Genomic DNA, 13,371 nt, shown 5'->3' on the forward strand with positions numbered 1-13,371 from the left:
TCTGTATTTGCTTGCAGCTTATAGCTTGTAGCTTACAGCTGTTTTCTGTATTTGCTTGTAGCTTGAAGCTTGCAGCTTGTAGCTGTATTAAGGCAACGAGGCAAGGAGAAAAAAGCTGTATTCTGTATTTGCTTGTAGCTTATAGCTTTCAGCTCTATTCTTTATTTGCTTTCAGCTTTTGTTTCAGCGGATTTCTTAACTTGCTGTATGCATAACAGTGATCCATACTCAAAGCTTGACAACCCTGCCTGGTGGGCGCTCACGGGTGTTCAACAACAATTCGCTGTTGGTACTGCTCATGTAAAGCGGTACAAACGAGGTATATTACCTTTTGCTGTTTATGAACCCGGTTATGAAGAAAGCATACAATCATTAAATGAATGGTTTCAACCCGGAGAAACCTTTTTTCTTATTGGCGTATTGCCACCCCTTCCCGCTGGCTACACTGTGATCAAAGAATTGCCATGTGTGCAAATGGTGCTTAATAAAGAAGTTGAGCTTCCTGCCGCCGCCATTCCCATTACTCAACTAACGGCTTCTCATAGTAACGATATGTTCAACCTTATTGACAAGGTGCAACCCGGGTATTATGAAAAGGAAACCTGGCAATTGGGGAACTATTATGGTATCTGGCAGCATGATCAACTGGTAGCCATTGCCGGTGAAAGGATGCGCATTGATAATTTAACCGAAATAAGCGCCATATGTACCGATCCTGCTTTTACCGGCCGTAAGTATGCGCAATATTTAATAGCCCATCTTTGCAATACCAATTTGCAAGCAGGAAATATTCCTTTCTTACACGTATTACAAACAAACGAACGGGCGATCAGGCTGTATGAATACCTGGGATTTACAACCAGGCGCATGATCAGTTTCTGGCAAATGATGTATGAAAAGAAATAAAGGCAGCGAGACAACGAGAAAAAAGCTGTATTCTGTTTTTACTTTCAGCTTATAGCTTATAGCTTTCAGCCTGTATTCTGTATTTGCTTGCAGCTTGTAGCTTGCAGCTGTATTAAGGCAACGAGGCAAAGAGAAAAAAGCTGTATTCTGTATTTGCATGCAGCTTTCAGCTGTATTCTGTATTTGCTTTCAGCTTATAGCTTTCAGCCTGTATTCTGTATTTGCTTGCAGCTTGAAGCTTGGATTGATGGTTAGATGGCTGGCCTGCCATCAGGGTAAAAGGGTATTCGATAAAAAATAACGGGTTTGCCCGCTTATTTATATAGAAAAATCTTATCTTAAACCAAACCCGTTATATATAAATCAATTTCGGTTTAATGGGAAAGCACGTTATTGCTACAAACAACCCTCCCGGCGATGTCATTTTAGTGTCGATTGCGAAGAAAACAGGAATTATAAATGCCATCTGGCCAATGGAAGCCAGGCTGCATGGAGTGGCCGGCAGGAAGTGTATAGGTAAAAAGATCCTTTCCTTTCTAACCCCCGAATCCAAAGCGGTTTTCAAATCAACCCTTGCCAAAAAAAGCAAACCCCGCGACACCCGACTTTCCCTCGAATTCAGCTCTAAAAAATTACCTCCGATAACATATACCTGTTCTGTTTGGCATATGCGCAAACAACCGCTGGTACTGGTAATACATAACCAGCCGGTCCCCGAAGCAATAGCCGCAGAACAACCGGCGCCTGGTACAGCCTTTATAGAAAGAAGTATAGCAGAACAATTGATCAGGGAAGCAGAAGATAAATTCAGGCGCATCATTGATAAGATAACCATGCCCATTGCCGCTTATGAAATAGAACCGCCTAAACGTTTTTTGTTCATCAACCCCAAATTCACCGAATGGTTTGGGTATACGATTGAAGACATTCCGGATATTGAACGCTGGAAACAGCTTGCTTACCGAAGCGAAGCCTATTTTCTGGAAAAGCAAAGAGAATGGCGCGATGAAATAAAAAGGATCCAGAACGGTGAAAAGCGCGAATCGCATCCATTTGATATCACTATTTATTGCAAAGACGGCACTCCCAAAGACCTGGAAATGTCTTTTACCATAGATGAAGATCTTTGTTATATAACGTTTAATGATGTTACTGAAAAAAATGCTGTTACCAGAGCATTGCAGGCAAATGAAGAGAAATTCAGGAATATTTCAGAACAATTACCCATTCCCATTTTTGTATTTGATGCGCAGGGAGAAACCCGGTTCCTGAACAATGCCTTTATTGAAACGTTTGGTTATACCAAAGAAGACATTCCCACCAGGCTGAACTGGCTTAATAAGGCTTACCCGGATGTACATGTGCGAAACCATGTGATCACCGACTACGAAAAAGAAACGAAACGTCACCCGGAGAAATCAAGATCAGTGAGCCAGTATGACGTGCGCTGTAAGGACGGGTCGGTAAAGATCATAGAATTTTTTATGTCAATGGGCGATAAAAATGTTTATATCGTAGCCAATGATATTAGCGGGAAAGTAAAAGCCGAACAGGAACTGAAACAATCGCACCGGCAACTGCGCGAACTTTCCTCCCACCTCGAAAACATAAGAGAAGAAGAACGAAAACATATTTCGCGCGAGATCCATGACGAACTGGGACAGCAACTAACCCTGTTAAAGCTCGACCTGTTACAAATGAGCAAAAAGTTGCCACCGGAAGAACAGGAAGTGAAAGCGCAATTGGAACAGGCCGATCAGTTACTGGCAGAAACCATGCGATCGGTGCGCAAGATAGCCACCCAGCTACGACCCAGTATACTTGACAACCTGGGACTGGTAAGCGCCCTGGAATGGCAGAGCCGGGAATTTGAGAAGAACTTTGGCATCCGGTGTATTTTTGAAAGTTTGCTACCTGAACCGCAGTTCACAACAAATCAGTCAAATGCTTTGTTTCGCATATACCAGGAAGCTTTGACCAACGTTGCACGCCATGCAGGCGCTACGCAGGTAGACGCCGTGTTGTCGCAGGAGAAGAACAGGATCGTGCTGGAAATACGCGATAATGGAAAAGGTTTCCGGATGGAAAATATGACGGGCAAAAAAACGCTGGGGCTGAAAGGGATGCATGAAAGAGCATTGATGATCGACGGAGATTTTCGCCTTGAAAGCAGGCCCGGCGAAGGCACCTATATCCAGGTATCCACCCCTATATTCATCACTAACCAGGAAATCACCCAACTGTGACAAAATTTTTAATTGCCGATGATCACAGCCTTATCCGAAAAGGTCTGAGCACATTATTACGGGAAGAATTTCCCGGTGCCGAAATAAGCGAGGTAACCGATTCCTTTGCGTTGATCAAAGAAGCCGTTGTAAAAAAATGGGACCTGATCATTTCAGATATCTCCATGCCCGGCCGCAACATCCTGGAAACATTGCGGCAACTAAAAAAACTATTACCGGCTACGCCGGTGCTCATACTCAGTGTACATCCCGAAGATCAATATGTAGTGCGGGCATTAAAAGCCGGCGCATCGGGGTATCTGAATAAAGAAAGTCATCCCGATGAACTGTTAAAAGCAGTAAAGCAGTTGCTGCAGGGCAAGAAATATATCAGTGCCGAAGGCGCAGAGAAACTGGCCGCTTCGTTAGGAGATGATCCCAACCAGTTACCGCATGAGAAATTATCTGAGCGGGAATTTGATGTGTTAAAGCGGATCGCTTCGGGAAAAACCGTTTCAGAAATAGCCGCCTCCCTTTCCTTAAGCGTGAACACCATCAGCACTTACCGCAGCAGGATCCTGGAGAAAATGGGGATGCAGAATAATGCTGAGCTTACGCTGTATGCTGTTGAGAATAAACTGATTTGAAAAGTAAAGAAATGTCGAATATCGAATATTGAATGTAGAATGTTGAAGTAAAAGAGAAGTTTCAGGTTACTCGTTGCATTTCCTTCTACATTCAATATTGGATATTCAATATTCAATATTTTTATTCCCTTGTAGTAGAAACAACCACACCTGGTAGCCAACTCCCTTACACAAAAACGACAATTGACCCTATTTTTCCTCAAACTATTGTGTCGCATCTTTGCAATCCAAACACGGTATGAATGAACAACAACTTCGGTATCCTCTTAATTGACGATTCTGCTTTATTCATTCATCGTATCAAACAACTGCTAATTGAACGTTACGACCGGATCTCTATTGCAATAGCCGGCTGCTTTGAAGAAGGCTTAACGATGTTCGCCCGAAAAACACCAGATCTTATTTTCCTGGATATCAACCTGCCAGACAGGAGCGGTATTGATCTGCTGGTAGCTATCCGGAAGATGAACAGGCATGTAAAGATCGTCATGCTTACTAATAACGACCCTGGGGAATATTTCGAAACGTGCAAGCGCCTTGGAGCTGATTACTATGTGGACAAGTCTTTGGGTTTTGACTCCATTACAGCCATAATAGATAAGGCCCTGGAAAGCCTTGTAAAACAAAAGTAAACTAGCTATGAACATGAGTGACCGGTTGTCACCCAATGACCCAAAAGCGGGTCAGGAATCGGTGTATTATGCAATTATCGACCAGGAAGGCCGCGTCCTTTCTATGAATATGGCCATGAACAATGAGTTTGGCCCCGGTACCCGGCGGCAGTTGGATTATTTTCAATCCCTGCTTTCAGAAAAGGACCGGGATCTGTTCAATAGCCTGTTGGCAAACAATGATATTAACCTTCAATCATTTCCTATTAATCTGTATACCTATGCCGACCCGGACCGGCAGCAAGCTTTTAGATGGTCTTTTTATCAATTGATTTGCGAAAAAAAATCTAATGAATATATCCTTTGTGCCGGGTATAAAAGCGAACAGGCATTACAGGCAGAAAACGCTACCGCATTGCTGGACGGTACTACCATGTTGAGAAACCAATCCACTACCCTTTCGGATATGTTATTTAAGATGCTGGAGCATGAGCGACTGGTGATAGGACAGGAATTGCATGATAATGTGAACCAGTTGCTCTGTTCTGCAAAATTGCACCTCGATCTGTTACAGGTGTACCAGGCAGATAATCAAAAAGCAAAAAACATAACCATTCAATTGCTCAGGGAAGCGATAGAAGAGATCAAGAAATTATCGCGGGGAATGGTGTTGCAAAAGCTGCAGAAAAATACCCTGCTCGAAAGCGTAAAAGCTTTCATTGAAGACATAAAAGCGATCCACAAAATAAATATCGTTTTCGGCATTCATCATTTTAATGAAGAACCGCTTTCCGACCATAAGAAAATAAATATATACCGCATCCTTCAGGAACAGTTCAGGAATATCATAGAGCACAGCAGAGCCAAGACGGTGGTTATGACCCTCGAAACCGATGAGAAGCAGGTGGAACTTATTATTGACGATGATGGCATCGGTTTCGACCTTAACCACCAGGTAGATGGCATTGGATTGATCAACATCAGAGAGCGGGCAAAACACCTGCATGGGCAATATGAGATCATAACATCGCCAGGCAAGGGATGCCGGCTGCACATCACTATTCCTATATGAAAACCAATATGTGTACAGTGTGTAGTGTAAAGTGAGTTCGTAAAAAACTGTACGAACAATGCAGGTTCATTGAGCATTGTAAAAAATAAAGGCTCCTGATGCATGATCAGGAGCTTTATTTTTAAGTTACCAGTTACCGGGCTCCAGTTACCCGGGTTTAATTCAATAGCTACCCGATTATTGGCAGGCATTCTGCTGTAAGGTCCTGGTAACAGGGAACTGGTAACCGGCAACTAACGGAAACCTACAAGCCGGATCTTCGATTATTGTGTATTTGAAGTGTCTTTTTGGGTAGTAACTGCCTTAGCGTCCCGTGTGTTCTTCTGAACCGCAATAGCACCAAACAAAGCCAGTAAGAAAGAAAAGGCATAGTACCCTTTTTCACTCGGTAATATGGTGGCATTCCATAAACCCACTACCAGTAATACAATGGCCAGAATGGTACAAAACCAGCTTAAACCATAATAAATGTCAGTAACGGGAATGCCTTCCAGTTTATCGCGAACACTTTTTTGTACAGAGATAACGGAAAAAAGTCCGAACATTAAAACCGTAAAATAATATCCCTTTTCATTCAATTGCATTTCTGCGCGCCACAAGCCGATCAAAAAGCCAAGCATACCGGCGCCAAGGGCAATCCAGGAGGCTGCAATGAAGGCGTTTGAGGGTTTTTGGTTCATTGGTTGTTTTTTAAGGTTGATTGAGAGACAGGGGTTAATTAATAATGGTTAAAAATACCAAATTAAAGATAGATTCAAAACCTATAAAATATTCATAAAAATGAAGCGCAGGAACTAAAATACCAGAATACATTACCATGCAAATGGATATACCATATAATATTTTTACCTTTAACGCACTTGCCGTATTCTTCCTTGATAACACTGCATCCGCACTTTGAACACAGCGCCTAATCACATTAAGAAAGCCTTCAAACGGTCACGATCATGAACAAGATCATACAAATTGCAACGGTTGCCATTATTGCTTCTTCTACCCTGCTGTTATCGTGCAGAGAAAGAACGCGACCGATGTTAGCCAAAGAGATCAGCGCCATTAACCTGAAAACGGGCGATGTAGTGCTATGTGGGCCCGACGATAAATCGGTAGGCAAAGTTTCGTTTATTATTTCTGGTGATACCGGTATTGTAAAGCAATTCAATTTTGCCATCGCTTTATTGCATTCATTCGAATATGACGAAGCCGAAAAAGTGTTTGCGCAGATCATCAAACGCGACCCGCATTGTGCCATGGCCTATTGGGGCGTTGCCATGTGTAATTACCATCCGTTATGGACGCCGCCCGAAGCGCCGGAATTACAAAAAGGAAACCGGGCATTGGAAGTGGCCAGATCCATTGAACCCAAAACAACGCGCGAATCGGATTATATTAAAGCGCTATCAGCATATTATAACAATTGGGAAAGAGCAGACCATCGCACCCGCTGCCATGCATATGAAGCGGCGATGAAAGCATTGTACGAAAAGTATCCCAACGATAGAGAAGCCGCGATCTTTTATGCGCTGGCATTAGATGCAGCCGCCGACCCCGCCGATAAAATGTATACCAAACAAAAAAAGGCCGGACAGATCTTACATGGCCTGTATGCCAGTTTACCTAACCATCCGGGCATTGTGCATTATATCATTCATACGTATGATTATCCGGAATTGGCGGAATTGGCGTTGCCTGCCGCGCAGCGGTATGCATCCCTTGCACCGGCTTCCGCCCATGCGCAGCACATGCCTTCGCATATCTTTACCAGGCTGGGCATGTGGGATGAAAGCATCCAAAGTAACCTGGCATCCATAGCCGCTGCCAAATGTTATGCGGAAAGTGCAGGTATGAGAGGCCATTGGGATGAAGAATTGCATAGTATGGATTACCTGGTGTATGCCTATTTGCAGAAGAAAGAAACGAAGCTGGCCAAAGCGCAATGGGATTATCTGAACACCTTCAGTGAAGTGTCGCCGCCCAATTTCAAAGGCGCCTATACATTTGCAGCTATCCCTGTGCGGTATGTGCTGGAGAACAGGTTATGGAAAGAAGCTACGCAGTTGACAACCACACCCGCCGGTTTTCCTATGGAGAAATTCCCCTGGCAACGGGCGATCATTCATTTTGCCCGGGCGCTGGGCTTTGTGCACACCAGCCAGTTAGACAGTGCTAAAACCGAACTGGCCATCCTGAACCAGTTGCGCAATGACCTGCTGGCGAAAAAGGAAACGTATAAAGCCAACCTGGTAGATATTCAGATCAAAGCATCGGAAGGCTGGATCTTTTGGAAAGAAGGCAACACGGCCGCTGCATTGGAAAAGATGAACCAGGCAGCGCAAATGGAAGATAAGACCGAAAAGCATCCCGTAACACCCGGCGAAGTACTCCCCGCCCGCGAATTGCTGGGCGATCTGTATATGGAAGTGAAACAACCCGAAAAAGCACTGGAAGCCTACCAGAGTAACCTGGAGACCCACCGCAACCGGTACAATGGGTTGAATGGCGCCGCCAAAGCCGCAGGCTTATGCGGTAAAAAAGACCTGGCGGATTACTATACCCGGCAGTTAGCGTTTGTAACGGCAGTTAAAAATACGTCGGTGGCGAAGGTGAAGTAATTATGGTGGTGAGGTATGAGCCTAATCAACACGTTTAAATGTCACTATTACATTTTGCCCATCCATTTTAGACTTAAACTTTAGCTCCTTATCGTCGATTTTAAAAATTTTTTTGAGTACGCCGCCTGTATTTAAAGTCATGGTACTATGGGTATATGTCCATTTTATTTTAGCAGATTTATTACCCTCTTGTGAGTCAATAAAAGTTCCATCCTTTAAGAAGGTAAGAAATAGTTCATCCTCTTCTTTCTCTACGTTATATTGTTTGCCTTGAATTTCCATAATGACAGCCTTCCATTTATGACAAAGCAATTCCTTCACTTCCTGTTCTGTCAACTTTGATTGCGCATTGGCATTAAAGGACGCAGCTGCTAATAATGTAAAGAAAATAAATAGATATTTTTTCATAGTATCCGGGATAATAATATGTCGCAATTTACCCTAAAATTGTCGCATTTACAGCCTTGATTATTAAGCAGATCGTGCTAAGTTTACGACCTGAAATCAATACATTTTTATGAAGAGACCGATGAAGTCAGCAATAGGCTTTATATTTATTACATTACTGATAGATGTAATGGGATGGGGACTGATCATTCCTGTAATGGCCGATCTGATTGCTCAATTAAAAGGCATACCTGTTAACCAGGCCAGCACGTATGGTGCTTTTCTGCTATCTGTTTTTGCGATCGCTCAATTTTTGTTTGCACCGGTAGTAGGTAACCTGAGCGACAAGTATGGCCGCAGGCCCGTTCTACTGTTTTCTTTATTGGGTTTTGGCATCGATTACATTATCCTGGCCCTGGCGCCAAGCTATGGCTGGTTGTTCATAGGCCGCATCATTGCCGGTATTACAGGCGCCAGTTTTACAACGGCCACCGCCTATATTGCAGATGTAAGTTTGGATGAAAAAACAAGAGCCAAGAATTTCGGATTGATCGGAGCTGCCTTTGGGTTAGGTTTTGTGTTGGGGCCGGCCCTGGGCGCTTTACTGGCTACGTGGGGAATACGAGCGCCTTTTTATGCAGCCGCAGCGTTGTGTTTGTTGAACTGTTTATACGGATATTTTTTATTACCTGAATCATTAAGTAAAGAAAATCGCCGCCCGTTTGAATGGAAGCGTGCCAATCCATTTGGCTCATTAAGATTTTTGACAACACACCGCGAGATCAGTGGACTGGCGCTTAGCTTTTTTCTGATCTATCTGGGTAGCCAGGCCGTACAGGGCAACTGGAATTTCTTTACGATCTACCGGTTTAACTGGACTGAAAAAATGGTTGGCATCTCCCTGGCTGTGGTGGGTGTTCTGGTAGGCGCTGTGCAGGGCGGGTTAACAAGGGTAATAGTGCCTAAACTGGGTAATGAAAAAAGTATTTACATCGGTTTAAGTCTTTATACCCTGGGATTGGTTTTGTTTGCCTTTGCCACTGAGGGATGGATGATGTTTGCCTTCCTGGTACCCTATTGCCTGGGCGGTATTTGCGGCCCTTCGTTGCAATCGGTTATTTCAGTGCATGTGCCGCCTAATCAGCAGGGCGAATTGCAGGGAGCGCTCACCAGCCTCATGAGCCTTACCACCATCATTGGTCCACAGATCATGAACAATACGTTTGCTTTTTTCACTACTAACAAAGCGCCGTTTTATTTTCCTGGAATACACTTTATGATCGGGTCTCTATGCATGTTGCTCAGCCTTATCATTATCTGGAAAGTGTTGAGCCGGGAGAAGAAAGAACAACAGGAAATATCAGAAGCATTTACAGATACCCGTAAGCTGAGCGATACGCCGGTACATTAAAGTGAGATGAGTATATAAACAAAGGCGCATTTCCGCAGGTGGGATGTGCCTTTTTGTTTAATATGCTTGTTATCTTTACTTAAGTTAAATGCGGCGGTAAAGTCTTGCGTGATTGGTATCTTCGAATTATTCTTTGTATTCCAATTTACTTCTTTTAAATATATTTGTCCATTTAGCGACGAATTATAAGAGTGATATGTAAATTGAACGTTTCATGAGTACTTACTATTTTGTTACTTTCACTTACAACGAGTCTTTAATACAACGCACATACAGCCCGAATTCTTTATCTAATCCACAGCGCATCATATCCTTGTTTTCAAACTGTATTCCCCTACCCCAGATAAAAAGCTTGTTAGTTTTTTGATCTTTTTCTTCTGTTGTACCAGATATATAAATGAACTCACTTGCACCATGAAACCGGCCGTTTCTGTCGCGATAGCCGCCCGCGGGTATGCAGAAATTATTGAAGTTTTCACCATTGCCATTAGCCATCCAGCCTTTGTCGCATTTAAGCCGTAAACCGGCGACAGGGACGCCCACGTGGTTTTCCAGGGCAATCCATTCTTCGTTCGATGGCACATGCCAGCCTTTCGGCGCCAATCCCCTCGCATCGTTTACCGCATGCCAGTTGTACATACGGCCATAAGTTTTTCCTTTGGCAGCATCATTTTCATAATAGCACCACGCCGGCTTACCTTCTTTGCCCGCTTTTTCCCATTCTTCATTTGATTTCACTTCGGGTATCGGATCGCCATTCCTGAATGTTACCACATCCAGGTTGGTTGCTGCCCAAACCTGGGTTCCCATTGTAATGCCAGTTAATTCATTATCACCTGAATTACTTTTAGCTCCTTTGTTTTGGCCACATGCTGTAAGGCAGTACGAACCAAGAACAATAAAGGTTAATAGTTTAAGCAACCTGAGTTGATATGCTTGTTTGTTTGAATGTAGCATTCGGGTTGAGTTGAAGGCTCAATCTTACAACTTTTTTATTAATCTCATGTGTTTAAAAACAAAACACCTTTCGAATAAGATCTGCTCTTATCCAAAAGGTGTTCTAACGCCGGGTTGCGGCTATTAATTTAGAGCTTGTTCAATTGCCAAAGCTGGTTGTTACCATTAGCAAAAGTATATTGTTGGATCAGCGCGCCATTGCTGGTAGAGGCGGCTGTCATCAAGACACTTGCCGCTGTTACGATTGATAATTTTGAAATAACCATCGCCGGTACCTTCAATGGTCCATTGCTGGTTATAACTGCCGGCATAGCCCCATTGTTGTATAAGCGCTCCATTGCTGGTTGAACCGGCGGTTACATCCAGACACATGTTACTATTTACATTCACAATATTGTAGTAGCCATTGCCAACATCGTTTATGATAAACCGCTGGTATTATCAGGATAAAATTCTAAAAGTGTAATGGGTGTACTCACATTTGTCATTGTGAGGTTGGAATAGGTAAGATATTGAACCGTGCCACCCCGGGTGCGGTTGGTTTTCATGCGGATGCCGTTATCCTCCGTGGTTGGCGTTGGGCTGGTTGTGGTAGTGTCTGCAGGCGCCACTTTCTTACCGCAGGCTGCCATTATAAGGCAAACCGCAGGTAATGTCAGGATCGTTTTTTTCATACGTAATCGTTTTGTTCGTTGATTATAAAAAATTACCAAACCATCAATACGCCGGTCATCAGGTGTTATTGATGGTTTAGTTGCAAGCAGAACAAAGATATCCTGAGTACTAAAAAACAGGGTTCAAAAACTGGTCAATTAGGTTTAAGAATTGGTCAAAGGGGCTTTTCCGCTTTATTTACTCCTCACGCCATATGAAAATAAGGCGACCAGCGGCTGGTAGGATTTTAACAGGTGATTTGCTACCTTCAGCCCCGTTTTTGAAAATATAGTATGCCTCCACCCAACCTGAAACACATAACCGATAATGAACTCTGGCGGCTTGTCATGGACAGCGATGTATCTGCCTACGGCGAGTTATATGAACGCTACTGGGAATCGCTTTTTGAAACAGCTTACTGGCATTTGTACGATAAAGCTGCTGCCAAGGATATTGTGCAGGAGGTGTTCGTGTATTGCTGGCAGAAAAGGGAACAGATCCAGATCAAAGAATCTGTTATCGCCTACTTCCGCGCCGCGGTACGCTTTAAAATATTAAACTATCTGAAATCGGAAAGCGCCAGGGAAAAATACCAATTGCTGGCCGGCCGGGCGCTGCCTGAAATTACCAATAATACAGGCGAGCATATGGCCTCCGCCGACCTGGAGGCCAACTATCGGCGTGAGCTGGAGCGGTTGCCCGAAAAAATGCGGGAAGTTTTTATAGATAGCCGCGATTATGGCCTTTCCATTGATGAAATTGCGCATAAACGGGCCATCTCCCCGCAAACTGTTAAAAACCAGTTGTCCGCCGCCCTGAAAAAACTCCGCGAAGGGCTGGGCAATTTTTTTATGGAATAAATTTTCCCTCCGCATAGTACCAACCCTTTTTGAGCATTGTCTAATAAATAGTCAAACACATGAATAAACGGGAACAGCCAATCATAACGTCCTTGCTGGAAAAGCATGCCCTCGGTATTTGCACGCCGGAAGAAATGGCTTTGCTGGAACAATGGTATGCTGCCTTTCCCGAAAAAGAGCCCTTGTGGCGGGGTGAGGAGGAGAAAACGGAGATGAAAGATGCGCTGAAGGCTGCGATCTTTGAGGAGATAGCGCCGGAAAAGGTACACCCTATATCACCAGTAAGCGTAAAAAGATCGCGCCGGATCTTGTGGCAGGCAGCCGCCGCAGCCGCAATACTGGTAGTTACGTTTGTAATGTATAATGTTTACAGCCACAAAAGGAAACCAGACTACGTTGTTGTGTCGGCCCCCGCAGGCAAAGGCATCATCAGGCTGCAATTGCCCGACCAGTCGGAGGTGTGGCTGGAACCAGGTACCCTTATACGTTACCAAAAGGATTTTGGTAATGAAGGCCGGGTAATAGAACTGGAAGACGGGATGGCGTTTTTTTCCGTGCGGAAACATGCCGGGCAACCTTTCCTGGTAAAAACGCCGGGTGGTGTGCAAACAAAAGTGCTTGGCACCGAGTTCACGGTAAAAGCATACACACAAACCGATGAAGTGCAGGTAATGGTGAGTGGCGGCACCGTACAGGTGTCTGACAGCACCCGCATCCTGGGCATACTCAAAGCAGATCAGCAGCTCAGTTACCGGCAGGATGCACATGCCATCAAACGCACGGAAGGCGTATCGGAAGATTGGCGTACAGGCGATCTTGCTTTAAACAACGCTTCCTTTGCAGAAGTAGTCCGCATCCTGGAAAAACGTTACGGATTGACGGTAGTATATAATGTTTCGAACGTTGCATCCTGGCGTTTCACCCTTCGCATCAGCAAACATACCACCGCAGCAGATCTGCTGGAAACGCTGAAAGACATTAGCGGGCTGGCGTATACGCTCAACGATGGCAGGGTGACGATTCAGTAAT

General features: G+C 44.2%; 14 protein-coding genes. 9 read left to right on the forward strand and 5 right to left on the reverse strand.

All coding sequences use genetic code 11. From position 1 onward, the window contains the following. Window positions 1-207: 207 nt before the first annotated feature. From FAM09_RS15950 to FAM09_RS15970, 5 genes are all read left to right on the forward strand, one after another. Window positions 208-906, forward strand: a complete 699-nt coding sequence (locus tag FAM09_RS15950; protein WP_136578127.1) for a GNAT family N-acetyltransferase — start codon at window positions 208-210, stop codon at window positions 904-906. Window positions 907-1,283: 377 nt separating this feature from the next. Beyond that, entirely contained in the window at window positions 1,284-3,152 is a 1,869-nt protein-coding gene (locus FAM09_RS15955; protein WP_136578128.1) for a PAS domain-containing sensor histidine kinase, read from the forward strand. Continuing rightward, a complete protein-coding gene (locus FAM09_RS15960; RefSeq protein ID WP_136578129.1) occupies window positions 3,149-3,778 on the forward strand; it encodes a response regulator in 630 nt (209 codons plus the stop codon). The genes FAM09_RS15955 and FAM09_RS15960 overlap by 4 nt, the downstream gene beginning before the upstream one ends. 242 nt (window positions 3,779-4,020) lie before the next feature. Further along, window positions 4,021-4,410 (forward strand): response regulator, encoded by a 390-nt coding sequence (locus FAM09_RS15965; RefSeq protein WP_136578130.1) that lies wholly within the window; start codon window positions 4,021-4,023, stop codon window positions 4,408-4,410. A gap of 13 nt (window positions 4,411-4,423) precedes the next feature. Continuing rightward, a complete protein-coding gene (locus tag FAM09_RS15970) occupies window positions 4,424-5,461 on the forward strand; it encodes a sensor histidine kinase (protein ID WP_166437173.1) in 1,038 nt (345 codons plus the stop codon). A 263-nt stretch (window positions 5,462-5,724) separates the two neighbouring features. On the opposite strand, the gene yiaA is transcribed toward FAM09_RS15970, so the two are convergent. Further along, window positions 5,725-6,141 (reverse strand): inner membrane protein YiaA, encoded by a 417-nt coding sequence (yiaA, locus tag FAM09_RS15975; protein WP_136578132.1) that lies wholly within the window; start codon window positions 6,139-6,141, stop codon window positions 5,725-5,727. 267 nt (window positions 6,142-6,408) lie between these two features. Between yiaA and FAM09_RS15980 the strand changes: the two genes are divergently transcribed. Beyond that, window positions 6,409-8,073 (forward strand): hypothetical protein, encoded by a 1,665-nt coding sequence (locus FAM09_RS15980; protein WP_136578133.1) that lies wholly within the window; start codon window positions 6,409-6,411, stop codon window positions 8,071-8,073. Window positions 8,074-8,094: 21 nt separating this feature from the next. Here the strand turns inward: FAM09_RS15980 and FAM09_RS15985 are convergent, their stop codons facing one another. After that, window positions 8,095-8,481 carry a hypothetical protein gene (locus tag FAM09_RS15985; protein ID WP_136578134.1) on the reverse strand — a complete coding sequence of 129 codons (387 nt, stop codon included), beginning with the start codon at window positions 8,479-8,481 and terminating at the stop codon, window positions 8,095-8,097. A gap of 109 nt (window positions 8,482-8,590) precedes the next feature. Here FAM09_RS15985 and FAM09_RS15990 point away from each other — a divergent pair, with 109 nt between their 5' ends. Then, complete coding sequence (locus tag FAM09_RS15990; RefSeq protein ID WP_136578135.1) at window positions 8,591-9,871, forward strand: TCR/Tet family MFS transporter; 1,281 nt, start codon at window positions 8,591-8,593, stop codon at window positions 9,869-9,871. 243 nt (window positions 9,872-10,114) lie between these two features. Here FAM09_RS15990 and FAM09_RS15995 read toward each other — a convergent pair whose 3' ends face one another. From FAM09_RS15995 to FAM09_RS16005, 3 genes are all read right to left on the reverse strand, one after another. Then, complete coding sequence (locus FAM09_RS15995; protein WP_166437174.1) at window positions 10,115-10,681, reverse strand: fibrobacter succinogenes major paralogous domain-containing protein; 567 nt, start codon at window positions 10,679-10,681, stop codon at window positions 10,115-10,117. A 312-nt stretch (window positions 10,682-10,993) separates the two neighbouring features. Further along, window positions 10,994-11,218: an RICIN domain-containing protein gene (locus FAM09_RS16000; RefSeq protein ID WP_243751686.1), complete on the reverse strand. Its 225-nt coding sequence runs from the start codon at window positions 11,216-11,218 to the stop codon at window positions 10,994-10,996. Window positions 11,219-11,247: 29 nt separating this feature from the next. Further along, window positions 11,248-11,502, reverse strand: a complete 255-nt coding sequence (locus FAM09_RS16005) for a glycosyl hydrolase family 28 protein (protein ID WP_136578138.1) — start codon at window positions 11,500-11,502, stop codon at window positions 11,248-11,250. A gap of 273 nt (window positions 11,503-11,775) precedes the next feature. Here FAM09_RS16005 and FAM09_RS16010 point away from each other — a divergent pair, with 273 nt between their 5' ends. Together FAM09_RS16010 and FAM09_RS16015 are read left to right on the forward strand one after the other, a co-directional pair. Further along, complete coding sequence (locus FAM09_RS16010) at window positions 11,776-12,342, forward strand: RNA polymerase sigma factor (RefSeq protein ID WP_136578139.1); 567 nt, start codon at window positions 11,776-11,778, stop codon at window positions 12,340-12,342. A 59-nt stretch (window positions 12,343-12,401) separates the two neighbouring features. After that, the gene (locus FAM09_RS16015) at window positions 12,402-13,370 is read left to right on the forward strand and encodes a FecR family protein (RefSeq protein WP_136578140.1); all 969 of its coding nucleotides are present in this window, start codon (window positions 12,402-12,404) and stop codon (window positions 13,368-13,370) included. The last annotated feature ends 1 nt before the right edge of the window (window position 13,371 follow it).

Origin of the sequence: Niastella caeni (assembly GCF_004834005.1) — a bacterium.
GTDB classification, from domain to species: Bacteria; Bacteroidota; Bacteroidia; order Chitinophagales; family Chitinophagaceae; genus Niastella; species Niastella caeni.

Coding starts and splice junctions, on each gene's coding strand:
- FAM09_RS15990 (WP_136578135.1), top strand. CDS start 8,591: ATGAAGAGACCGATGAAGTCAGCAATAGGCTTTATATTTATTACATTA.
- FAM09_RS15965 (WP_136578130.1), top strand. CDS start 4,021: ATGAACAACAACTTCGGTATCCTCTTAATTGACGATTCTGCTTTATTC.
- FAM09_RS15970 (WP_166437173.1), top strand. CDS start 4,424: ATGAGTGACCGGTTGTCACCCAATGACCCAAAAGCGGGTCAGGAATCG.
- FAM09_RS15995 (WP_166437174.1), bottom strand. CDS start 10,681: ATGGGAACCCAGGTTTGGGCAGCAACCAACCTGGATGTGGTAACATTC.
- FAM09_RS15955 (WP_136578128.1), top strand. CDS start 1,284: ATGGGAAAGCACGTTATTGCTACAAACAACCCTCCCGGCGATGTCATT.
- FAM09_RS15985 (WP_136578134.1), bottom strand. CDS start 8,481: ATGAAAAAATATCTATTTATTTTCTTTACATTATTAGCAGCTGCGTCC.
- yiaA (WP_136578132.1), bottom strand. CDS start 6,141: ATGAACCAAAAACCCTCAAACGCCTTCATTGCAGCCTCCTGGATTGCC.
- FAM09_RS16005 (WP_136578138.1), bottom strand. CDS start 11,502: ATGAAAAAAACGATCCTGACATTACCTGCGGTTTGCCTTATAATGGCA.
- FAM09_RS16010 (WP_136578139.1), top strand. CDS start 11,776: ATGCCTCCACCCAACCTGAAACACATAACCGATAATGAACTCTGGCGG.
- FAM09_RS15950 (WP_136578127.1), top strand. CDS start 208: ATGCATAACAGTGATCCATACTCAAAGCTTGACAACCCTGCCTGGTGG.
- FAM09_RS15980 (WP_136578133.1), top strand. CDS start 6,409: ATGAACAAGATCATACAAATTGCAACGGTTGCCATTATTGCTTCTTCT.
- FAM09_RS16015 (WP_136578140.1), top strand. CDS start 12,402: ATGAATAAACGGGAACAGCCAATCATAACGTCCTTGCTGGAAAAGCAT.